The sequence below is a fragment of the Actinomadura chokoriensis genome, assembly GCF_041463665.1.
GTDB lineage: Bacteria > Actinomycetota > Actinomycetes > Streptosporangiales > Streptosporangiaceae > Spirillospora > Spirillospora chokoriensis_A.
Map to the genome: position 1 here is coordinate 22,990 of NZ_JAXCEJ010000030.1, position 21,386 is coordinate 44,375.

Sequence of the window (21,386 nt, forward strand, 5' to 3'; positions counted from 1 at the left end):
ACGTTTCGTGATTGCCCGGACACCTGGCGTCACCACTCGGTAACGTGCCCGCCGTGATGCGGGCACGACCACGGGCCGCCGCGCTGCCGTTCGCCGCGGCCCTCACCATGGCGCCCGGCGTGCTGGCCGGGTGCACATCGCCCGTCCCGTTCCACCGGCCCGGGAAGCCGTCCCCGGACGACCCGGTGGTGGGGCTGGGCGGGCCGGCGCCCTACCTGCGCGCGCGGCCGGACGCGAAGCGCCCGCCGTCCGCCCCAGGGCCGCCGGCGGGCGGACCCGTCTACGCAGGGACCGGGCCCGGCATGATCGCACCGCACGCGCGCAAGCTGCCGCCGCGGATCTATGTCGCGAACGGCCGGCTCATCGACGTCGTCGACCCCGGCGCGGTCCGGGTCGCGCTGCGGTTCAGCACCGGGGCGGCGGCGTCGCGGGTCGTGCCGTCGTGGGATCTGCGGCGGCTCTGGGCGGTCGACCGCGAGCACGACCTGCTCGTCCCGGTCAGGCCGCGCGGCGGGGAGCCCGGACGTCCGGTCAGCGTCGCCGGTCTCACCGGCCTCTACTTCACGCCGGACGGGCGGGACGCGCTCGTCCTGGCACACCGGCGCGTCGACGTCCGCGACCCGCGCACGATGGCGCTGCGGGCGTCGGTGCCCATGCCGTGCTCGGCGGGCCACGCCGACTTCTCGTCCGCGGGCACGTCCATGATCGCGACGTGCACGGGCGCCGGGACGCTGGCCCGCGTCGACCTCACCGGCCGCCGTGCCGCACGGGCGATCCCGCTCCCGGACGGGGCCCGGCCCGGCGATCTGCGGCTCTCGCCCGACGGCGCCGTGTTCTACGTCGCGGACGCGGCCAGGGGCGGCGTGTGGCTGGTCGACGCGCGGCGGTCCGCCCCGCCCGGGTTCGTGCCGGCCGCGCCGGGCGCCCGCGGTCTCGCGATCAGCCGGAACGCGCGGCTGCTGTTCGTCGTGGGCGGCGGCAGCGTCGCCGCCGTCGACTTCCGGACGCGGCGGGTCGCGTCCCGCTGGCCGCTGCCCGGCGGCGGCTCCCCCGTCCCCGGCGGAGTGTCGTCGGACGGGACGGCGCTGTGGCTCGCCGACCCCGCCGGGCTCGTCTACGCCGTCTCCACCCGGACGGGACGCGTCGTCCGGAGGATCTGGGTCGGCGGCCGTCCGTCCGGGCTGTGCGTCCACCCGCAGCCGGGCCGCTACTCCCTCGGCGGCACCGGCCTGTACCGCTAGCGCGTCCCCACGCTGTGCCAGTCGGGGACCAGCTCCTCGACCAGGGCCTCCGTCTCGGGCTGGAGCCGGTCGAGGAACGGGTCGCGGGCGTTGCGGGCGCGCAGCTCGTCCACGACCACCTGCACCTGCGCGACGTCGCCGGTCGCGTGGGTCGCGCGGAGCAGGTCGCGCCACAGGCCCTCGTCGCCCGGCGCGAGCCGCAGCCCGGCGCGGGCCGCGCCGACCGCGCCGCGCGCGTCGCCCTCGTCCAGCCGCAGCACGACGAGCCGGTGCGCGACGTCGATGATCCGCGCGGGCGTCTCGTACTCCAGGTCGTGGTTCGCCAGCCACGCGTACCGGCCGCGGGGCCGGTCGGCGAGCAGCGGGCCGCGGACGAGGTCCAGCGCGTAGGCCATGTAGGCGGTCTCGGACGCGGGCTCGGCCGCCGAGCGCCACACCATCCAGCGGAACGTGGCGATGTCGACCCGCACCTCCGAGCCGAGCCTGATCCGGCCGCGGTCGTCGTAGTACAGGTTGGGGCGGCCCCGCGCGTCCCGGCCGAGCCAGTCCGACACGCGCGCCACGCACGCGTCGCGGACGCCAGCGCTGACGCCGCGCGGCCAGATCGCGCCGGACAGCACCGTCGGGTGGACGCCCTCCGGGTGCGCGGCGAGGAACACCAGCAGCTCGGTGCACAGGTCGCGGCGGCTCTCGTCCATCGGCCCGGGCGCCTCGATCTCGATCGGTCCGAGCAGCCGGACGTCGACCGAGGCCCGCTGCGCGGCGGGCGGCTCCGCGCCGTCCAGGCCGGGAAGCTCCACGGAGTCGAGCCGCCCGGCCGTGCGGAACAGCTCGAACACGCCCCGGTAGTCGTCGTCGTGGACGAGTTGCGCGTCGACGTCGAAGCCGAGCACGCCGGCCTGGAGGCGTCCGGCGGCGTCGACGTCCCACGTCCAGGTGGCGCCCTGCACGTCGCCGGGGACGATGTAGCCGGCGGCCATCCGGGTGCCGGTGCGGGCGAGCGCGACGAGCCGGTCGGCCTCCCGCTCGTCCGGGGCGTCCGCCATGATCAGGTAGTGCGGCATCCACGCCTCGCCGAACACGCCGCGGCAGCGTCCGGTGAGCACCGAGTCGACGCCGGACGCGGCGAGCGCCTGCCGCACCTCCTCGCTGCGCCCCTCCAGCTCCGGCAGCGCGTCCTGGAGCGTCGGGACGGACCGCACCCGGTCCGGGGCGATCTCGGTGAGGCCCTCGCCGAGCCCCGCGTCGAAACCGACGAGCGTGATCCGCATGTGGTCGGACCAGCGGTTGGTGGCGAGCTCCAGCGCGACCGCGGACAGCGCGGCGCGGCGCACGTCGTCGGGGCCGCGCAGCGCGATCAGCCCGTGCGCGGCCTCGAGGTCGACGAGGATGCGGCCGTTGGCGTTCGTGCCGATCGACACCAGGCCCGGGTAGGGGGCGAGGACGTCGCCGAGGTCGGACGCCTCCAGCATGGGCAGCGCGTCGCCGCGCAGCCGCCAGACCTGGCCGTCGTCGAACGCCTGCCAGGGGGCGGGCGGGTTCCGGTCGGCGGGCGCGATCCAGAGGTCGAGGCTGCCGTGCCCGAGGTGCACGCCGTAGACGGTGGGGAGGGCCCGGCCGCCCGCCGCCATGGACTTCGACATGTGCCGCAGGCCGAGGTCGAGGAGTTTCGCCGCGTCGTCGTCGGCGCCGATCCGCAGCGCCCGCTCCGCCTCGGCGGCCTCCCCCTCCGGCCGGACGACCATGTGCCCGAACGCGCGGTTCCACAGCTGGGTGCGGCGTCGCCTGCCGAGCACGCCGAGCAGCCCGGCGGCGATCAGCGACGCCGCGGCGAGGCCCTGCGGCCAGCCGAGGTCGAACGTCGCACCGGTGTCCTCGTGCTGCGCGGGCCCCTTGCCGGGGACCTGCGCGCCGCCGCTGCCGGCGTCGCCGCCCATCTCGCTGGACGGCCCGTCACCGTGCGCCGGCGGGTGCGTGGGCTCCGCCTCCTGCGGCGCGCCCTGCTCGGGGGCCTTGCTCTGTTCCGGTGCGGGGCTCTGTTCCGGTGCGGGGCTGTGCTCGGGGGGCTGGCTGTGCTCGGGGGCCGGGGTCTGCGGCGCGGACGGCTCCGGTGAGGCGGGCGGCGCCTGCGACGCCGGGGGCTGCGAGGCGGGAGGCTGCGAGGCCGGGGGCTGGGACGCGGGAGGCTGCGAGGCGGGAGGCTGGGTCGGCTGCTGCGGCTTCGGGTCGGGCGCCGGTGCCGGCTTGTCCGGGACGGCGTGCCCGTACCGGAAGTAGTCGTGCAGGTCCTTGGCGGGGATGACCTTGGCGCCCTTGGCGTCCGCCGGCATCTCCAGAATCCAGCCCGGACGGATCAGGCTGGCGATCGTCAGGCGCGTCCCGTCCGGCTGGATGTGGTTCTTGTTGAGGGAGTAGATCTCCTTGTAGCGGCGACCCTCGCCGAGGCACTTCTCGGCGATCTCCCAGAGGCTCTCGTGGTGGCGTCCCTCCGGCGGCTGCACACGGTAGATCTTCGTGGTGGCGGCCTTCTGCGCGGGGTTGGCGCTGAGGTCCTCGGCGATCCGCTCGGCGGCGGCCGGATGCTCCGGCGCGGCCGGGACCTGCTGGAAACCCGCCGCCTGCGGCTCCATCTGCACCTGCACCGGCGGACGCTGCGACAGCCCGCCGCCGGAGAACGCGGGCATGATCGTGGTGGTGGCGGTGAACAGCAGCAGCGCGGCCACGACGAGCCGGTGCACGAGCGACTGCGTCCCGCCCGCGAGCGGGACCCGCGCCGGTACGCCGACCCCGCGCACCCCCGCGTACACCTCGACGACGACGCACGCCGCGAGTTGCAGCCAGGCCAGCCACACCAGCGCCGCCAGGATCGTGATCAGCGACCCCGGCCCCACCTTCTGCGTCAGGTCGGACACGGCCGGCACGTGGTCCGGCAGCGGCGACCCGAACACCATGAGCAGCGCGGACGGGACACCGGCCATCAGCGCGGCCAGCGCGACCACCGCGCCGATCCCCGCCAGCACGTCGCCCGCGCTGCGGCGCGCCTTCACCCGGACGGGCGTCCGCCGACCCTGCCGCGTCACCATCGCGTCCCTGCCGTTTCCCCGGAGGTCGCCCTCATCGTAGATCTGTTCTCGCGCTCGATCACGGCCCATTTCCTCCGGTGACCGGGCGGGCGGTCGCGCTGGAGGTCAGCTGGAACTCGCCGAAACCCGGGATGATCCCGAGGAACTGGGGCCGCACACTGATCCGCACCGTCACCGCGACCTCCTGCTCGTCGGCATCGCACTGGGACGCGGTGACCCGGTCGGGGTAGGCGGCGAGCAGGTCGCACGCCGCCGCGCGGGCCCGGCCCGGGTCGAGGACGGGCTCGCCGGTCTCCCGCAGGACCGCCGTGTCGATCTGGTTCGCGCCGGCTCGCGCCGCCTGCTCGGCCATGTCGGCGGCGCGCTGCCGGGCGTGGATGGCGAGACCGCCGTCCACCAGAAGCCCGGCCAGCAGCAGGACGATCGGCGTGAACAGCACCGTGTACATCGCGATCGTGCCGCGGTCACCGCGTTCGGCGGTCATGGCGCGGCCCCCGGGTCGTCGGCGCCGCCCGGGTCCGTGCCCCGGTTGGTGAAGGTGTCGACGGGCGCGATCGCGTGGCCCTGGAGGCGTTTGCTGCCGGGCAGCCCGATGAACGCGAGGTCACCGAGGTCGACGTCGCAGGTGACCGTCACGCCGACGCTCCCGCCCGGCCCCCACGCGGACGTGTCGGTCTGGACGCTGGGGCCGCCCGAGCACCACTCGGTGCCGCGCATCCCGGCGGCGGCGGTGTCGGCGGCGAGGTTCTGCGCGGACCCGGCGCTCCGGGCGATGGACGCGGCGCGGGCGGCGTCGCGCGCGGCGCCGTCGATCTGGCTCTTGGCGTCCACCATGCGGCCGGCGCCCGCGAGGAAGAGCAGGAACGCGATGAAGATGGGCGTGACCAGCACCATCTCCAGCGACATCGAGCCCCGCTCGCGCGGGGCGCCACGGTCTTTCACGGCCCCGCCCCCTGCTGGCAGGCGGTGCCCGCGCCGACGTCCGGGCGGAAGCACTCGATCGGCCCCTGGGAACGCTGCGACACGCGGAACGTCATGAACGGGACGACCTGGACGGCCTCGCCGCTGACCTCCACCCACCGTTCGTCGTTCTCCTCACCCGCTCGCACCTGGAGGCCGCTCAGCAGGTCCGGGCCGATCTCCCGGACGGACCCGGCCGCCTTCGCGGTCGCGGCGCCCTCCCAGCCGCCGCCGACCGGCGACGTCCGCGCGACGCGGGCGCCCGACTGCGCCGCGGCGAGCGCGACGTGCCGGGCGTGGAAGACCATGGCGAACTGCACGACGACGAGCATCACCAGGATGAGGATCGGGGTGAGCAGCGCCCACTCCATCGACGAGGCGCCCGCGTCGGACCGGACGCGTTCCCGGAACCGCATCGGGGGTCAGCCCGTGTTGATGCTGTTGGCCTTGTCCTGGATCTTCTTCTGGATCACCGCGCCGATCGTGATCGCGATCAGCGCGAGGATCGCGGTGATGATCGCCCACTCGATCGCGGACGCGCCGCGGCTACGCTCCTCCTCCGCGCGCAGCCGCGCCATCCGGGCGCCGAGCATGGCGCGCCAGTAGAGGACGGACGGATGGTCGAACGGGTTGAGCGGATTCATTCGGACACCTCCACGGGGTCGGGGGCGAGCCCTGAAGTCATGACGCGAGCACCCGCATCAGGGCCGGATAGGCGAGGAAGATCAGGAATCCGGCGCAGAGGAACAGCTGCGCGACGAGCATCGACTGGGAGCGCTCGCCGGCCTTTCCCTCCAGCTCCGACAGCTCCCGGCTGCGCATGGACGCGGCGCGGGCGGCGAGCGACTTGCGGACCTGCGCGCCGTCGTCCGACACGAGCGCGAGCGCCCCGGCGAGGTCGCGCAGCTCGGCGATGTCGAGCTCCTCGCCGAGCCGTCCGAGCGACTGCCAGGGCGTCTGCCCGGTGATGCGGGCGTTGGACAGCGCGTCCCGGATGCGGTGCATGGCCCAGCCCTCGCCGACCTTCGACGCGGTCATCAGCGCCTCGGGGACGCCGCGCCCGCCCGCGAGGTTCATCGAGACGAGGTCGAGGAACGCGCCGACGACGTGCCGGAAGTCCTGCCGGCGGGCCTGCGCCTCCTGGCGCAGCTGCATGTCGGGGAAGAAGAAGAACAGCACGGCGAACAGCACGCAGATCCACGCGGGGACGGCGACGGACGAGCCGAGCCCGAGCAGCGTGAAGTAGCCGACGATCAGCGGGATGAACAGCAGCGCCGCGGCGGGCAGCAGGAACTTCGAGGCGAGGAACGCCTCCAGCGACCGCTCGGTGATCGCGAGGTCGGCGCGGACCGACCGCAGCCGCCAGCCGCGCGACTCGCAGAACCGGGCCAGCTCGCGGCCGACCCGCGCGCGCATGCCGCCGACCCGTTCGAGGGTCGGGGACATCCGGCCGAGCTGCTGCTCCTCCAGGTCGCGGCGGCGGGCGGCGTCGAGCGCGGCCATCCGGGCGGCGAGGCCGGGGCGGGCCGGGAACAGCGCCCGGACGAGCGCGTACAGGCCGAGGCCGACAACGGCGCCCGCGATCATCGCTGCGTTCACGACGCGCCGCCTCCTCCGGCGTCCATGGTGTGGCGTCCGCGCAGCGGCGGCTCCTGCGCCTGGCCGCCCTGCCACCCGGCGACCGTGCTCGGCACCTCGCCGGGCACGCCCGGCTCGGCCGTCCGGCGCGGCTCGCTGAGGAACCGTCCCGGCAGCTCGTACCGCGACAGCCGGCGCAGCCACAGGAACGCGGCCCCGTACAGGGCGACGACGATGCACAGGACGAGCTGCCCGAGGAAGTCGTCGTACGGCTCGACGTAGGAGTGGTTGAACACGGCGAGGGCGAGGGCCGTCCCGACGGAGACGGCGACGACGATGCGGACGCTGCGCCGGGTCGCGCGGCGGTCGGCCTCGACGCGGCGCCGCATGTCCAGCTCGGCGCGGGCGGAGGTCGCGAGCGCGCTCAGCATGTCGCGCAGGCCGGGGCCGCGCAGCTTGGCGTTCAGGATCAGCGCGGCGATCACCAGGTCGGCGGACGGGTCGTCCAGGTCGTCGGCGAACCGGCGCAGCGCCTCCGGCATCGGGACACGGGTGTGCAGCCGGTCGACGAGGCCCCGCAGCGGCTGCTGCAGGGCGGGCGCGGCGGCGCGCTGCGAGGCGGGGATGGCCTGTTCGAGGCCGACGGCGCCGGCGATCGTGTCGCGCAGCGACTCCGTCCAGCCGGCGAGGCCCTCCAGGCGCGCCATGCCCTTGCGTTCCTCGGCGGCGCCGCCCGCGAGCCCGTTCCAGGCGAGGACGAGCGCGCCCGTCCCGGCGGCGGCGATCGGCCACCGCGTCACGACCAGGACGACGAAGCCGGCGATGACGGCCACGGCGGTGCGGGTCGTGAGGGTGCGGACCAGGTCCTCGCGGCTGCGCCCGCGCGCGGGCCTGGCGCCGGCCGGCAGCCCGCGCAGCGCGACGACCAGCAGCAGGAGCCCGCCGCCGATCACGGCTCCCGCGACGATGGAGAGGAGGACGTCCGGCGTGTACATCACCAGGCGCCTCCCGCCGACGGGTCGTAGCCGTACTCGGCCAGCTCGGCGGCGCACGCGATCGGCGCGGACGGGACGGCGAACCCGCCGGTCCCGAGCGCGAACACCTCCGAGGACAGGACCCGCCCGTCCACGCCGGTGACCTCCCGGACGCTCGCCACGTAGCGGCGCAGCCGCCCGCCGGAGGCGTAGTCGTTGCGCTTCTCGATGAACACGACGAAGTCGATCGCGCCCGCGATCAGCATGTGCGTCGCCTCGACCGGCAGCCGCTCCTGCGACTGGATCGCGTACGTCGCGACGCGGTTGAAGACCTCGACCGACGAGTTCGCGTGGATCGTCGACAGCGACCCGTCGTTGCCCTGCGTCATCGCGTTCAGCATCGTGACGATCTCGTCGCCGAGCACCTCGCCGACGATCACGCGGGACGGGTTCATGCGCAGCGACCGGCGGACCAGCTCCGCCATCGAGATCGCGCCCTGCCCCTCGGAGTTCGGGAGGCGCTGCTCGAACGCGACGCAGTTCGGGTGCAGTTCGGGGAAGGCGTCCAGGCCGAGTTCGAGGGCCCGCTCGACCGTGATGAGCCGCTCGTGCGGCGGGATCTCGTTGGCCACCGCGCGCAGCAGCGTGGTCTTCCCCGCGTTCGTCGCGCCCGCGATCATGATGTTCTTGCGGGCGAGCACGGCGGCGCGGAGGAACTGCCCGATCTCCTGCGTGAACGTGCCGTTGCCGACCAGGTCGGCGAGGAACACCTTGCCGAGGCGGGCACGCCGGATCGACAGCGAGGGACGGACGGTCACGTCCATCACGGCCGACAGCCGCGAGCCGTCCGGGAGGCGCAGGTCGAGCTGCGGGTTCGCGGTGTCGAACGGCCGCGACGACAGGCCGCTGTAGGCGGCGAGGATCTGGATCAGCTCGACGAGTTCCTCGTCGCTCTCGGCGACCGGCTCGCCCATCACCTCGCGCCCGTCGGCGTAGCCGATGAACACGCGGTCGCAGCCGTTGATGTCGATGTTCTCGATCTCGGGGTCTTCGAGCAGCGGCTGGAGCCGGCCGACGCCGAACAGCGCCGCGTGCACGCCGGCGGCGAGCGCCTCCTCCTCCTCGGCGTTCGGCGGGCGCCGCCCGGAGGTGATCTCGCCGCGCGCGAACTCCTCCAGCACCTGGCCGATGAGCGCGCGGGCGAACTGCCGCTCGTCCTCCCCGGACATCGACGGCAGGCCGGCCGCGGCGTCCATCCGGCGCTGCTGCGCCAGCCGGTCGCCGACCTCCTGGCGGAGGCGTTTGACGAGCCCGTGGTCCATCTAGCGCCTCCCCTCGGGCCGCACGCCGACCGGGACCTGCGCGGGCGCGTCGCCCGGCGGCATCGACGCGAGCCGTGCGGTGAGGTCGGCGGCGACCTCGCGCGCCGACCGGATGAGCAGGGACCGGTCCAGCCGCCCGCCCCACTGCCCGGACAGCAGGTCGGCGCCCTTCGGGTCGAGCGCCAGGCCGCCGAGGACGCTCACGCCGGGCGGCGGCGGGCCCTGCGCCGGGTCGGGGGCCTGCCCGCGGCCCCGCGCGATGATCCGGTCGACCTCGGCGACCGAGCCCCGGAAGTCGCGCGGGTCGGCGAGCACGAGGACCCCGATCGGCGGGCCGCCGCGCAGCTCCTCGGTCAGCGCGCTGACGCGTTCGCGCAGGTGGGCGACCTGTTCGAGGGTGGCGCGGGTGAGCAGGACGACCATGTCGGCCTCCCGCATCAGCTCGGTCAGCGGGGTGCCGGCGCCGAGCCGTCCGCAGTCGGCGAGCACGTCGACCGGGGCGAGGCCGGCGAACGCGCGGCCGAGCGGCCCCCACAGCCACGTCATCGCCTGCGCCTGCTCGGCGTTGGTGATCCCGACGAGCACGTCGAGCCCGCCGACGAGCCGCTGGCAGTGCTCGGCGATCTGGTCGGGGCGCAGGCCGCGGCGGGCCGTCGCGGCGAGGCTGAGCAGGCCGCGGGACGGGTTGAGCATGCCGCCGTCGCCGTCCCCGCCGCTCCCGCCGCTGCCGCCGGCCGGGGCCGCGGGCAGCCGGTACACGAGGTCGCCGCCCGCCTGGTCGCACTCGGCGACCAGCACGGGACGGGGCCACACGGCGCCGAGCGCGACCGCCGCAGTCGTGACGCCCGGCGCCCCCTTGTCGGCCGCGAGCGCGATGAGTGCCACCGTCAGTTACCGCCCGTGCCCTGCGTGCCCTGCGGCCCGCCCGGCGTCGGTGTGCCGCCGCCCGGGACGGGCTCCACCTCGCCGCCGGGGTTCTGCTGCCTGGGCTGCGCGGCCACCTTCGTGCCGGGCGGTATCAGCGCGATCGCGACCGCCCCGGCGGAGGCCGCCTGCGTCACCTGCGCCGCGTCCGCCGGGAGGACGGCGACGTCCACGCTGGTCTGGTCGGAGCGCAGCCGGGTCGGGCCGCCGCCGTCGTTCCCGCCGCCGATCCCGATGACGACGGCGTCCTGGGCGAGGACGGTCCCGGCGCGCGGGCCGCCGTTCTGCCCGCCGCCGACCGCGTACAGGGTGACGCGGCTGCCCTGGACGACGTCGCCGGAGGGCATCTGGCCGGGCTTGAGCGCGAGCCCGACGATGACGCGCCCGTTCTCCGCGGCGGTCTGCGAGCTGATCATGGAGTTGGTCAGCAGCGCGCCCTTCACCAGCGGGACGGCCGCGATGTGCCGGGTCACCTTCGCCCGCTCCGTCCAGGCGAGGTACTGGATGCCGGTGTCGCCGATCTGGACCTCTTCGAGGGCGCTCGCCGGGATCCGCTGCCCGGCCGCGACCGGCTGCGCGACGCGGATCGCCGACACCCGCTCGCCGCTCGCCATCACGAGGTAGGCGCTGGCGAGGGCGCCGCCCAGGATCAGCAGCACCGCGAGCGCCGCGAGCGCGGGCTTGCGCTCGCGCGGGGACGTGGGAAGCCGCTGCCCCCCGGAGGTGCCGAGCCCCGACCGGCCGAGCCCCGCCGCCCCGCCGGACGAGCCCGCACCACCACCGGAGATGGTCGACTGGTTGGCCTTCATCGCGCTGCCCACGCGCTCCTTCCCGCCCGACCGCGGACCTCGTCCTGCGAGGTCCGCGCATACCGAGCGATCCATGCTTGCGGGGGCGGCAAGGTCCCGTCAATGGATTCGGTGATGTGAAGCGCTTCCGTATCCGTGCGTACCGTGATGACCTGCGAATTCGTGGATCACTTGGCTACTTACCACCAGTCACACCCGTCACTGACCACATGCTGGACACCTCCGGAGGCCCCGCGGCGTCACGGCGTCAGGCCGACGAGGCGGCCGAGCAGGGTCATCGCGTGGTCGAAATAGGCGGCCCGCTCCTCGATCACGTTGTTGAATTGCCCGAACAATTCGAAACTGACCGTTCCATACAAACCGGCCCATGCGGTGAGAGCACGGACGATCACCTCGTCCGGGACGTCCATGAACACGGCGGCGCGCACCCTGGCCGCGTCCCCGGCGAGCGCGGGCGGGCACGGCCCGGCCGGCTCCAGCGCGCCGGCGGCGTGCGCCCCGGTGATGATCCGCGCGAGGACGACGGTGTCGCGCATGGCGGCGGGGACGGTGTCGTCCGGCGCCTTGTAGCCGGGGACGGGCGACCCGTACAGCAGGGCGTACTCGTGCGGATGCTCCAGCGCCCACTCCCGGACCGCCCTGCACACGGCGAGCCACCGTCCGGCGAAGTCGCCGGCCCCGGCCTTCGCGTCGGCCCGCTCGACGGCCTCCCCGACGGCGTTGTAGCCGTCGATGATCAGCGCGGTCAGCAGGTCGTCGCGACTCGGGAAGTACCGGTAGATCGCCGACGACACCATGCCCATCTCGCGGGCGACCGCGCGCAGCGAGAGCCCCGCCGCGCCCTCGGTGGCCAGCTGCCGTCTCGCGATCTCGGTGATCTCCCGGATCAGCTCCGCCCGGACCCGTTCCCGCGCCGTCCGCCCCGCGCTCATGCGGGCCTCCTCGGGAGGGCGACCCCCCGCAGGCCCCGGTTCGCTTCGCTCATGGCCCGAGGCTAGCAGAGCGACGCACCGAACCGAGAGCACCGCTCTTGACAATCGCCGCTCTCTGGAGAGAGCATTGCTCTCATAACGGAGCACTGGTCAAGGTGGTCCGGATGGCCGCCCACAAGACGGCATCGAAGCGCGCGCCTGACAACGGGCGAGAAGGAGACGGACCATGGGAAAGCACGTGATCGTTGGGGCCGGGCAGGTCGGAGTGCATCTGGCCGAACGGCTTGCCGGGCGCGGGCATGACGTCGTCGTCGTGACGCGATCCGGGTCAGGGCCCGAGGGGGTCGAGCGGGTCGCCGCGGACGTCGCCGACCAGGCCCGGCTGACGGAGATCGCCAAGGGCGCCGACACGCTCTACAACTGCGTCAACCCGCAGTACCACCGGTGGGTGCGGGACTGGCCGCCGATGGCGTCGTCCTTCCTCGGGGCCGCCGAGGACACCGGCGCCGTCCTGGTGACACTGGGCTGCCTTTACGGGTACGGCCCGGTGGACGGGCCGATGACCGAGGACCAGCCGCTCGCCGCGACCGGCACCAAGGGGCGGGTGCGGGCGAAGATGTGGGAGGACGCGCTGGCGGCGCACGAGGCGGGACGCATCCGCACCACCGAGCTGCGGGCGTCCGACTACTACGGGCCGCGCAGCACCGACCAGGCGTACATCGGCGAGACGCGGTTCGTGAAGCCTCTGCTCGCGGGCAGGCGGGTGCCCTACTTCAGCGACCCGTCCGTCCCGCACGCCTGGACGTACCTGCCGGACGTCGCCGAGGCCCTCGCCATCGCCGGCACGGACGAGCGGGCGTGGGGACGGCCCTGGCACGTCCCGACGGGGCCGGCGGTGTCCACGCTGGACGTCGCCGAGCGGCTGTGCGCGATCGCCGGCGCGCCGAAGCCACGCGTCTACGAGGTGCCGCGGGCCGCGTTCAACGCGCTGGGGCTCTTCTCGCCGATGCTCAAGGAGTTGCGGGAGACCCGCTACCAGTTCGACAGGCCGTACGTCCTGGACTCCACCGCGTTCCAGACGACGTTCGCGATGGCTCCGACGCCGCTGGACGACGCTCTCGAAACGATCATCGCCGCCTACCGGAATCCGGCGGGGATCGGTAATTAAGCTGACTCCGATCGACCAGCGGACGGCGGAGGCTCGGATGCGGATCTCGTTCACGGCGCTGACCGGCGGAGGGCCACGCGATGTCGTGATAAATATCGATTCCGAGGCCACCGTGGACGGGGTCGCGCAGTCGCTCGCCGCCACCCTCGACGGCCCCCCGCAGGCCCTGTCGCCCCGGTTCTCCAAGGCCGCCCTGCTCGCCAAGGACGGCCGCACCCTTCGCCGGGCCCTCTGGATGGACGGCCGGATGCTCGACCCGCAGGCCCTCGCCGTCAAGGAACTGCGCGACGGCGCCGTCGTGGCGGTCGAGCAGCGCGGCGCCGCCGCCACCGTCCTCGCCGAGCCGACCGGCCTCGTCGAGGTGCGGGTCGCCGGCGGCCCGGCCGCCGGGTCGGTGCACCGGCTCGGGCTCGGCACCAGCACGATCGGGTCCGGGCTGGACGTGGACGTGCTGCTCGACGACCCGTCCGTCCCGGCCCGGTCCCTGCGGGTCACGGTCGGGCGCGACACCGTCGAGGTCGAGCCGTCCGCGATGACGATGCAGAGCTCGGCCGCGCTGGAGGGCACGCCGCTGGGCGCGAAGACGATCTGGCCGATGGGCGGGATGCTGTCGGTCGGCGGCAGCGTGCTGACCCTCGCGCCGAGCGCCGCGCCCGACACCCACCTGGAGCCGCTCCCCGAAGGCGGGCTGGCGTTCAACCGGCCGCCCCGGCTGCGCCCGGCACGCGGCGCCCGGCGGCTGGAGGTCCCGGCTCGCCCCGAACGCAATCCGCGCGAGCGGCTCAGGCTGTTCGGCGCGCTGCTGTTCTCGGCGTTCGGGCTCGTCATGGCGTTCGCGCTCGGCCAGTGGTGGTGGGCGCTGTTCGCGCTGGCCTGGCCCGTCATGACGCTCGGCGAGTGGATCGGCGACCGGATGCACGGCCGCAAGTCGTACAAGAAGGCGCTGAAGGAGTACCACCGCAAGTCGGGCGAGTTCGACGGCGAGATGGAGCGGCTGCGGCGCGAGGACGAGGCCGAGCGGCGAGCCCTGCACCCCGACCCCGCCGAGGTGCTGCTGACCGCGACGGGGCCGCGGCGGCGCCTGTGGGAGCGGCGCCGCGACGACGCCGACGTCCTGCACCTGCGGCTCGGCCTCGCCGACCTGCCCGCCCGCATCGAGCTGAGCGGCGAGGCGGGCGACGTTCCGATTCCGGCCGCCCGGCAGGTCCCGGTGGCGCTGCCGCTCGCCGATCTCGGCGTCATCGGGCTGACCGGCCCCCGGCACGCCTCGCGGGGGCTCGCGCGGTGGATGGTCGCGCAGGCCGCCGTCCTGCACAGCCCCCGCGACCTGGCCATCGTCGTCCTGTCCGCCGACCAGCGGGCCGGGGCGGAGTGGAACTGGGTGCGCTGGCTGCCGCACTGCGCACCGCGTGAAGGCGAGGAGTGCGTGGCCCTCGTCGGAACCGATCCCGAGTCGGCGGCGCAGCGCGTCACCGAACTGGCGATCCGGTTGACGGAACGGCGGCGTGCCGCGCAGGCGGAATCGTCGTTCTTCGGGAAGGAAGGGGCACCCTCCGCCCCGTACAACATCCTGATCGTGCTGGACGGCGCGCGCGCGTTGCGTCGCATACCCGGCATGCCGATGCTCCTGTCACGAGGCGCCGAACACGGCCTCTACGCCATCTGCGTGGACGACGAGGAACGTCTCCTCCCAGAGGAATGCCAGGCCGTCGCCGCGTGGGAGCCGCAATGGCCTTCGCTGATTCGGCTCCAGGGGCAAGGGCTCGAAGTGGTCGGTTCGGTAGCCGCCGACCAGGTTTCACCGACCTGGGCAGACCGGGTGGCGCGCGCGCTGGCCCCCGTCCGGGACGTGTCCCGCGAGGACGCCGAAGACTCGATTCCGACCGATGTGCGGCTCCTCGACGTCCTCGGCATGCCCGACCCCACGGCCGAGCACATCCTCCAGTCGTGGAGCCGGACCGGTGGACGCACCACCCGAGTCCCCATCGGCTTCGGCTCCGGGCAGCCGTACGAGATCGACCTCCGGACCGATGGCCCGCACGGCCTCATCGCCGGAACGACCGGTGCGGGCAAGTCGGAACTGCTGCAGACGCTCATCGCGTCCCTCGCCGTGGCGAACCGGCCGGACGAGATGACGTTCGTCCTCATCGACTACAAGGGCGGCGCCGCCTTCAAGGACTGCGCCCGCCTCCCGCACACCGTCGGCATGGTCACCGACCTGGACGGCCACGCCACCGAACGCGCCCTCGAATCACTCGCCGCCGAACTCCGCCGCCGCGAGGAGATCCTCCTCGAAGCGGGCGCCAAGGACATCGACGACTACAACGACCTGCGTCCCGCCACCCCGGGGCTGCCGACCATGCCCCGCCTCGTCCTCGTCATCGACGAGTTCGCCGCCATGGTGACCGAACTGCCCGACTTCGTCACCGGTCTCGTCGACATCGGACGCCGCGGCCGGTCCCTCGGCGTGCACCTGATCCTCGCCACGCAGCGTCCCGCCGGGGTCGTGACCGCCGACATCCGCGCCAACACCAACCTGCGCATCGCGCTGCGCGTCACCGACCCGGACGAGTCGGCGGACGTCCTCGACTCGCCCGACGCGGCGCAGATCTCCAAGTCCACGCCCGGACGCTGCTACATCCGGTCCGGCGTGTCGTCGCCGCACCCCGTCCAGTCCGCGCGGATCGGGGGCCGCCGCCCCGGCGCCGGCGCCGGCCCCACCGGCCCGACCGTCCTCCCGCTCCCCTGGCAGGGCCTCGGCCACCCGCTGCCCTCGCCCCGCGAAGCAGCCGACGACACCACCCTGGCCACCGACCTCGGCGTCCTCGTCCAGGCGATCGACGAGGCCGCCCGCCGCGCCGGCACCGCCCGGCAGCCGTCCCCGTGGCTGCAGCCGCTGCCCGAGCAGGTCAGGCTGACGCCCCGCACCGCCGCCGGCGGCTCCGTCGTGGACGTCCCGCCGATCCCGTTCGGCATCACCGACCTTCCGGCCGTCCAGTCCCGCCAGGAACTGACCCTCGACCTCGCCTCCGGCGGCCACCTCTACCTCGCCGGCTCCGCCCAGTCGGGCCGCTCCACCGCGCTGCGCACCATCGCCGGCTCCCTCGCCGCGTCCTGCTCCCCCTACGACGCGCACCTGTACGCGATCGACTGCGGCGCCAACGCGCTGCTCCCGCTGATCTCCCTGCCGCACTGCGGCGCCGTCGTCAGCCGCGACCAGCTCGACCGCTGCGAACGGCTCCTCACGGCGCTGACCGCCGAGGTCGCCCGCCGCCAGCAACTCCTCGCCGAGGCCGGTTTCGCGTCCCTCGCCGAGCAGCGCGCCGCCGTCGCCGCCACCGACCGCCTCCCCTGGATGGTGCTGCTCCTGGACCGCTGGGAGGGCTTCCTCGGCGCGTTCGAGCACTACGACTACGGCCGCCTCGTCGACCAGGCCATCCGCCTCCTGCGCGAGGGCGCCGCCGTCGGCCTCCGCGCCGTCTTCACCGGCGACCGCTCCGGCCTCGGCGGGCAGGTCTCCACCGTCTTCGACCGCCGCCTCCTCCTGCGGATGGCCGACCCGAACGACTACGGCTACGGCGGCCTCCAGGACAAGCAGGTCCCCGCCGCGATGCCGCCCGGCCGCGCCCTCGAACCGGGCGCGCCGGGCACGCCCCCACGCGAATCACAGATCGGCCTTCTGGGGGACGACCCGTCCGGCACGTCCCAGGTAGCCGTCCTCCAGGAGATCGCCCGCACCTGCGTCTCCCGCTACGGCCGCCTCCCCCGCCGCCAGCGCCCCCTCCACGTGGACGAACTGCCCGTCCGCGTCACCTACCGCGAGGCCATGTCGCTCGACCCCGAGTTCACCGCCCCGTCCTCCCTCTGGGCGCTGGTCGGCGTGGGCGGCGACACCCTCGCCCCCGTCGGCATCGACCTCCTCAACGACGGCCCCGGCTTCGCCGTCGCCGGCCCGCCCCGCTCAGGCCGCTCCACGACCCTTCGCACGATCGTCCACTCGCTCCTGGACCCGGCCGTCGGCGGCGGCCTCGTCCCGGTGGTCCTGGTCACCCCGCGCCGTTCGCCCCTCCGCCTGCTCTCCGGCCACCCCGGCGTCCTCGGCCTCCTGACCGCCGACTCCGATCCGGACGACCTGGGCGACGCGATCGGCGACGAGCACCGCTACGCCGTCATCGTGGACGACGCCGAACTCCTCGACGAGACCGACCTGGACGACGCCCTCCGCGACGTCCTCCGCACCGCCCGCGACGGCGAGCACGCCGTCGTCATCGGCGGCACCACCGCCGACCTGGGCCGCGGCTACCGCGGCTTCCTCTCCGACACCCGCCGCTCCCGCTCCGGCGTCCTGCTGTCCGTCGACTCCCCCGACGACGGCGACCTCTTCGGCCTCCGCCTCCCCCGCAACGCCCCTCTGGGCGGCCCCACCGGCCGCGGCCTCTTCGTGGCCACCGGCATCACCACCCAGATCCAGGTGGCCCTCCCACCCCCCACCACCGACTGACCACCCACTCCGCAGCGGGACGGCCCGGTGAGACCTCCCACACAGCCGAGTTCAGCGCTCAGACCCCGCCACCAGCCGGCCGATCTTGAAGCACACCGCGCGCTCCAAGATCGGCGCCACCCATCAGGGCCGGTCGAGCGCTCCCGCCTTGATCCGGTCAAGCAGACACCCGAACTGGTCACCGCTCACCCTCAGCCGCCCACCACCAGGATCCTTTGAATCCCGAATGGCCACACCGCCGATCAGCCCAGCCACCTCGACACAAGCCTCATCGTTGATCGCCCCGCTCCGTGAGCTCTTGCGCCAATCGGTCTTCACTCGACACCTCCAGCAACTCGGCGATACGGGCTCGGGAAGCGTCCTCAGATAGGGCCTTGAACCCGATTCGTTCGTAATCTACGGCGAGTTCCTGTACCTCCGCTGCGTCCTCGATGAGTCGCCCGCCCCGTCGAGCCCCGGCGTAGGCGATCTGACGGTTCTTCACGGTGATGAGCCGGAACGGCCCGTCGAGCCCAAGGTGGGCGCCTGCCGACTTGAGGATCAGCCGCACCGACACATGGGGCAATCCTCCGAGTTCAAGCAGGTGCGCGAGCTGGGCACACATCACCCTGCGGCCACCGATCTCGGACGTCACAGCGTCTTCGTCCATCAACACCCAAACGATCCTGGCGCTGACGACGAAGGCGAGCTTCTGCCGGTCGAGGTCGTGCGCGAGCTGGTTGCGGCGGCGCAGGTCGGACGCGGCCTGGTCGGCCCAGGCGGCGATGCGTTTGATCTCCATCGCGGGCGCGGTGCTCACCTTGGCCGCGTTGAGGGCCTGCCACAGCGTGTCGGCGAGTTCGGCGAGCTTCGGGGCCGCCTGCGTCATCTGCTGGGTCATGTGCTCGAACTCGGCGAGCTTCACGCCGCAGGTGTCCGGATCGAGCCAGCCCATGTCAGCCCCGGTTCAGTTCGTCCCGGACGAGCTGCAGGGCCTTGCGCAGTTCGGCGTGCAGGGCGGCGTCGCTCTGGTCGAGCTTGCGCGCGAAGGCGCGGGAGGCGCCGCCGCCGACCCAGGCGTGGTCGTCCATGGCCCGGCGGGACGCGGTGAACAGGTGCCAGTACTGGTCGGACAGCATCTGGATGCGTCCGAGGAGGAATTGCAGTTGCAGCGGTGATGGCTTGCTCACGGGGATCCCTCAGGCGTGGGCCGGCTGCGGGGACGCCGGGGATGGAGGCTGGTGCGGGTCCCGGCCTCGGGGGGATGGGCCGGGACCCGCGGCTCGGGGGGTCAGCGGGTCGCGGCCTCGATGTTCTGCTGGGACTTGCGGATGTCCTGGCTGCCCTGTTCCAGCGCGAGCGCCATCTTGTCGAAGGCGGTCTTCGCCTCGGCCCACGCGGAGCGGAAGCGGTCGGCGCCCGGGCCCCACCAGGCGGCGCTGCTGCTCACGGTGCGGCCGTTGAGGTCCTTGATCAGGGCGTCGAGGTTACGGGAGTGCTTGCTGAAGATCCGGGAGAGTTCCTCGAGCTCGCCCAGGTTGGCTCCGCGCTTGTCGCCCATCGCTCCGGCCCTTTCGTCGCTGATCGCCGAACGTTTTGCCGTGGTGCGGGAAATAATGGCGTCAGCTTACGCCCCACGGTTCACGTCAATCCAGCCGTACCTCGTGGATCGTCCGCCGAAACGGCCATAATGCCGCCATCTCGGGATGTCCGGATGTGGCCACCACGAGGTTGTGACGAGCATACTTACTCCCCGTCAAGGGCATTTCAGAGGATTTTCGTCGGGAAAGCGCCGTCAGCGGTCGGGAGTGACCGGGTCGTTGACCGGATGCGCGTCCGGGTCGAGGACGCGCTCGGCGATCAGGGTGATCTGCTCGCCGCGCGTCCGGAACACGAACCGGCGCCGGATCGACTGCGTGACCTTGCCGCCGCCGTACCGGACCTCGGTGTGCTCGACCGCCTCCAGCGTGATGCGGTCCCCCTCGCGGACGGCGCGGCTCGGGTCGAGGCGGGTGCGGGCGCCGGTGTAGGCGGGGCCGCCCGCGACGGGCGCGCGGTTCCGGGTCTCCAGTTCGCGGACGGCCCGCTCCTGCGAGCGCAGCAGCGTCGGGGAGATCCGCACGCCGAGGACCTCGGCCGGCATGGCGCGCCTGTCCCGATCGTGCTTCGGCACGAGAGCCTGGGAGCGGCGTGCCAGGAAGGTCCTCGCGGCGACGGTGAGCTGCTCGGTGACGTAGTCCTCCACGACGGGGTCCTCCCGCCGGACGGTGGACGAGGGCGCCAGCAGGCAGGCTGCCAGCACGACCGCCAGGCCGGCCCGGGGCCACGGGCGAACCATCGGCGTCTCCAGATGATCACGTGCGACGGGATTCGAGCCGAGAGTACACCGGCAGGGGCGCTCGGAACCGCCCGCTTTCCCGCGAAGGCCTGCGCCCGGCGTGAGGGGCGCGGGCCTTCGCGGACAATGACGGGTCAGTCCGCTTGGCTGCGCAGTGCGGCGACGCGGGAGCGGGCCTGCGCCATCGCCTCGTGATAGCGCTTCTCCCATTCCGGGTCGCCGTCCGGGATGGACGCGACCGTCTGCCGTCCGATCTCGGCGATCAGGTCTCCGGTGTCGCTCCGGGTGACCTGCCGGACGGCGACCGTGGTGACGCCGCCGGACGACTCGGTGTGCGCCTCCCAGCAGGCGCCGCGCTCCAGCGCCGCCCTACCCGACGGCGAGCGGTCGGCGAAGGCGTACACCAGCAGGACGACCACCGCGGCGGCCACCGCCAGCGCCACCAGAACGATCAGGAACCGCATGTCGGCCTCCGTCGGTCAGTCCCGCAGCAGCGAGCCGTTCGGGTTGCCGGGCGCGTAGACGGTGATGCCCTGCGGGAGGGCCTTCAGTTCCTCGATCCTCGCGCAGGTCGGGCACTTGTTGTAGCCGTTCTGCCGGGCCTTGTTGGCCGCGGCCTCCGCCCTGGCCGTGGCGACCTTCGCCTGCGCCTCGCTGACCTGCGCGAACGCGGCCTGCGCGCGGTCCACCGCGTCCTGCACCTTGGACGGCAGGGTGATCCGGACGAGGTTGAAGTGGATGTTGGTGACGAACTTCCCGCCGAGCGTCTGCTCCAGGTCGGCGGCGAGGCTCGTGTTGATCGCGTTCTGCACCTTGGCGATGTTGGCGTTGTTGCTCTGCGCCTTCTGCCCCGCGGCCTGGACGTTCGCGGGCTGCGCGGTGTTCTGCACGAGGGCGCAGGAGGAGACGAGCTCGGCGCAGCGGAAGCTGTTGATCTGGCTGCGCAGGTCGTTGTCGATCACCGGCCGGACGATCTGGTCCAGGAAGGCCGACCAGCCCTCGTCGCCGTCGTAGACGTTGTGCATCTCGCCGCCGGCGGAGCGGAACTTGCGCGTCCCGTACTTGTCGTCGAACTCGCGGATGACCTGGTGGTCCTGGTTGAGCGTGAAGTACAGCGTCCCCTCGATGCCCATGTTGACGCCGTCGGAGCTCGGCACGGTGACGACGTCCACGCCGGTCTCGTCGCCCTTCCGCGCGTCCGAGGTGATCGTGTAGAAGCGCTGCTGGGCGGGGTACTTGTGGACCTGCGAGTAGAGTCCGATCCAGACCCGGCCGGAGCCGGGGTCGATGACCTGCCGGATCCGGTTGTTGTCGAAGAACCCGCCGTTGCGGACGACGGCGATCTCGCCGCCGCTCGTCCGCTCGTACCCGCCGAACAGGGCGCTGAGCACCGGCCAGCCGACGACGACCAGCAGCACGGCGGCGATGACGGCGGTGCGCCGGCGGGGCTTGCCCAGCCCCGAGAGCCGGCCCTCGCCCGCTGACCGCTTCCTCTCGGTGGACGACTCCTTGTTGGCCACGACCACTCCTCTCGCCCGCACCACTCGGCTCGCGGGTCGCTGGATGAGACGGAGGAG

The 21,386-nt window shown here is 73.7% G+C and carries 21 protein-coding genes; 3 read left to right on the top strand and 18 right to left on the bottom strand.

Annotation, left to right across the window (positions count from 1 at the left end; translation table 11 throughout):
- Positions 1-56 precede the first annotated feature (56 nt).
- Positions 57-1,241 (top strand): YncE family protein, encoded by a 1,185-nt coding sequence (locus SM418_RS32920; RefSeq protein WP_371945428.1) that lies wholly within the window; start codon positions 57-59, stop codon positions 1,239-1,241.
- Here the strand turns inward: SM418_RS32920 and SM418_RS32925 are convergent.
- The 11 genes from SM418_RS32925 to SM418_RS32975 form a co-directional block, all read right to left on the bottom strand.
- Complete coding sequence (locus SM418_RS32925) at positions 1,238-4,324, bottom strand: BTAD domain-containing putative transcriptional regulator (RefSeq protein ID WP_371945427.1); 3,087 nt, start codon at positions 4,322-4,324, stop codon at positions 1,238-1,240. The two genes, SM418_RS32920 and SM418_RS32925, sit on opposite strands and share 4 nt — an antisense overlap.
- Before the next feature lie 58 nt (positions 4,325-4,382).
- Positions 4,383-4,808 carry a TadE/TadG family type IV pilus assembly protein gene (locus SM418_RS32930; RefSeq protein ID WP_371945426.1) on the bottom strand — a complete coding sequence of 142 codons (426 nt, stop codon included), beginning with the start codon at positions 4,806-4,808 and terminating at the stop codon, positions 4,383-4,385.
- Positions 4,805-5,266, bottom strand: a complete 462-nt coding sequence (locus SM418_RS32935) for a TadE family protein (RefSeq protein WP_371945425.1) — start codon at positions 5,264-5,266, stop codon at positions 4,805-4,807. Before SM418_RS32935 ends, SM418_RS32930 begins: the two co-directional genes overlap by 4 nt.
- Complete coding sequence (locus tag SM418_RS32940) at positions 5,263-5,700, bottom strand: TadE/TadG family type IV pilus assembly protein (RefSeq protein ID WP_371945424.1); 438 nt, start codon at positions 5,698-5,700, stop codon at positions 5,263-5,265. The genes SM418_RS32935 and SM418_RS32940 overlap by 4 nt, the downstream gene beginning before the upstream one ends.
- A gap of 6 nt (positions 5,701-5,706) precedes the next feature.
- Complete coding sequence (locus tag SM418_RS32945) at positions 5,707-5,928, bottom strand: Flp family type IVb pilin (protein ID WP_371945423.1); 222 nt, start codon at positions 5,926-5,928, stop codon at positions 5,707-5,709.
- A gap of 37 nt (positions 5,929-5,965) precedes the next feature.
- Positions 5,966-6,883, bottom strand: a complete 918-nt coding sequence (locus SM418_RS32950; protein WP_371945422.1) for a type II secretion system F family protein — start codon at positions 6,881-6,883, stop codon at positions 5,966-5,968.
- Entirely contained in the window at positions 6,880-7,857 is a 978-nt protein-coding gene (locus SM418_RS32955; RefSeq protein WP_371945445.1) for a type II secretion system F family protein, read from the bottom strand. The genes SM418_RS32950 and SM418_RS32955 overlap by 4 nt, the downstream gene beginning before the upstream one ends.
- Positions 7,857-9,158 (bottom strand): TadA family conjugal transfer-associated ATPase, encoded by a 1,302-nt coding sequence (locus SM418_RS32960; protein ID WP_371945421.1) that lies wholly within the window; start codon positions 9,156-9,158, stop codon positions 7,857-7,859. The genes SM418_RS32955 and SM418_RS32960 overlap by 1 nt, the downstream gene beginning before the upstream one ends.
- The gene (locus SM418_RS32965; RefSeq protein WP_371945420.1) at positions 9,159-10,043 is read right to left on the bottom strand and encodes a hypothetical protein; all 885 of its coding nucleotides are present in this window, start codon (positions 10,041-10,043) and stop codon (positions 9,159-9,161) included.
- A 2-nt stretch (positions 10,044-10,045) separates the two neighbouring features.
- A complete protein-coding gene (locus SM418_RS32970; RefSeq protein ID WP_371945419.1) occupies positions 10,046-10,903 on the bottom strand; it encodes a hypothetical protein in 858 nt (285 codons plus the stop codon).
- 227 nt (positions 10,904-11,130) lie between these two features.
- Positions 11,131-11,823: a TetR/AcrR family transcriptional regulator gene (locus SM418_RS32975; protein WP_371945418.1), complete on the bottom strand. Its 693-nt coding sequence runs from the start codon at positions 11,821-11,823 to the stop codon at positions 11,131-11,133.
- Between the two features lie 226 nt (positions 11,824-12,049).
- Between SM418_RS32975 and SM418_RS32980 the strand changes: the two genes are divergently transcribed.
- Entirely contained in the window at positions 12,050-12,991 is a 942-nt protein-coding gene (locus SM418_RS32980; RefSeq protein ID WP_371945417.1) for an NAD-dependent epimerase/dehydratase family protein, read from the top strand.
- A 37-nt stretch (positions 12,992-13,028) separates the two neighbouring features.
- The gene (locus SM418_RS32985; RefSeq protein ID WP_371945416.1) at positions 13,029-17,492 is read left to right on the top strand and encodes a type VII secretion EssC family protein; all 4,464 of its coding nucleotides are present in this window, start codon (positions 13,029-13,031) and stop codon (positions 17,490-17,492) included.
- A 123-nt stretch (positions 17,493-17,615) separates the two neighbouring features.
- Here the strand turns inward: SM418_RS32985 and SM418_RS32990 are convergent, their stop codons facing one another.
- From SM418_RS32990 to SM418_RS33020, 7 genes are all read right to left on the bottom strand, one after another.
- On the bottom strand, positions 17,616-17,810 hold the full coding sequence (locus SM418_RS32990; protein ID WP_371966131.1) for a DUF397 domain-containing protein: 195 nt from the start codon (positions 17,808-17,810) through the stop codon (positions 17,616-17,618).
- A complete protein-coding gene (locus tag SM418_RS32995) occupies positions 17,761-18,426 on the bottom strand; it encodes a Scr1 family TA system antitoxin-like transcriptional regulator (RefSeq protein WP_371945414.1) in 666 nt (221 codons plus the stop codon). The genes SM418_RS32990 and SM418_RS32995 overlap by 50 nt, the downstream gene beginning before the upstream one ends.
- 1 nt (position 18,427) lies before the next feature.
- Positions 18,428-18,661: a hypothetical protein gene (locus SM418_RS33000; RefSeq protein WP_371945413.1), complete on the bottom strand. Its 234-nt coding sequence runs from the start codon at positions 18,659-18,661 to the stop codon at positions 18,428-18,430.
- Positions 18,662-18,762: 101 nt separating this feature from the next.
- On the bottom strand, positions 18,763-19,032 hold the full coding sequence (locus SM418_RS33005; protein WP_067629811.1) for a WXG100 family type VII secretion target: 270 nt from the start codon (positions 19,030-19,032) through the stop codon (positions 18,763-18,765).
- Positions 19,033-19,266: 234 nt separating this feature from the next.
- Positions 19,267-19,809, bottom strand: a complete 543-nt coding sequence (locus SM418_RS33010; protein ID WP_371945412.1) for a hypothetical protein — start codon at positions 19,807-19,809, stop codon at positions 19,267-19,269.
- Between the two features lie 134 nt (positions 19,810-19,943).
- Positions 19,944-20,273: a hypothetical protein gene (locus SM418_RS33015; protein ID WP_371945411.1), complete on the bottom strand. Its 330-nt coding sequence runs from the start codon at positions 20,271-20,273 to the stop codon at positions 19,944-19,946.
- Positions 20,274-20,288: 15 nt separating this feature from the next.
- A complete protein-coding gene (locus SM418_RS33020) occupies positions 20,289-21,329 on the bottom strand; it encodes an SPFH domain-containing protein (RefSeq protein WP_371945410.1) in 1,041 nt (346 codons plus the stop codon).
- Positions 21,330-21,386 lie beyond the last annotated feature (57 nt).

What these genes read in the sequence shown, in the direction of transcription:
- SM418_RS32955 (WP_371945445.1), bottom strand. Translation starts at nt 7,857, where the DNA reads ATGTACACGCCGGACGTCCTCCTCTCCATCGTCGCGGGAGCCGTGATC.
- SM418_RS32995 (WP_371945414.1), bottom strand. Translation starts at nt 18,426, where the DNA reads ATGGGCTGGCTCGATCCGGACACCTGCGGCGTGAAGCTCGCCGAGTTC.
- SM418_RS33005 (WP_067629811.1), bottom strand. Translation starts at nt 19,032, where the DNA reads ATGGGCGACAAGCGCGGAGCCAACCTGGGCGAGCTCGAGGAACTCTCC.
- SM418_RS32975 (WP_371945418.1), bottom strand. Translation starts at nt 11,823, where the DNA reads ATGAGCGCGGGGCGGACGGCGCGGGAACGGGTCCGGGCGGAGCTGATC.
- SM418_RS32945 (WP_371945423.1), bottom strand. Translation starts at nt 5,928, where the DNA reads ATGAATCCGCTCAACCCGTTCGACCATCCGTCCGTCCTCTACTGGCGC.
- SM418_RS32960 (WP_371945421.1), bottom strand. Translation starts at nt 9,158, where the DNA reads ATGGACCACGGGCTCGTCAAACGCCTCCGCCAGGAGGTCGGCGACCGG.
- SM418_RS33010 (WP_371945412.1), bottom strand. Translation starts at nt 19,809, where the DNA reads ATGGTTCGCCCGTGGCCCCGGGCCGGCCTGGCGGTCGTGCTGGCAGCC.
- SM418_RS32920 (WP_371945428.1), top strand. Translation starts at nt 57, where the DNA reads ATGCGGGCACGACCACGGGCCGCCGCGCTGCCGTTCGCCGCGGCCCTC.
- SM418_RS33015 (WP_371945411.1), bottom strand. Translation starts at nt 20,273, where the DNA reads ATGCGGTTCCTGATCGTTCTGGTGGCGCTGGCGGTGGCCGCCGCGGTG.
- SM418_RS32985 (WP_371945416.1), top strand. Translation starts at nt 13,029, where the DNA reads ATGCGGATCTCGTTCACGGCGCTGACCGGCGGAGGGCCACGCGATGTC.
- SM418_RS32980 (WP_371945417.1), top strand. Translation starts at nt 12,050, where the DNA reads ATGGGAAAGCACGTGATCGTTGGGGCCGGGCAGGTCGGAGTGCATCTG.
- SM418_RS32925 (WP_371945427.1), bottom strand. Translation starts at nt 4,324, where the DNA reads ATGGTGACGCGGCAGGGTCGGCGGACGCCCGTCCGGGTGAAGGCGCGC.
- SM418_RS32930 (WP_371945426.1), bottom strand. Translation starts at nt 4,808, where the DNA reads ATGACCGCCGAACGCGGTGACCGCGGCACGATCGCGATGTACACGGTG.
- SM418_RS32940 (WP_371945424.1), bottom strand. Translation starts at nt 5,700, where the DNA reads ATGCGGTTCCGGGAACGCGTCCGGTCCGACGCGGGCGCCTCGTCGATG.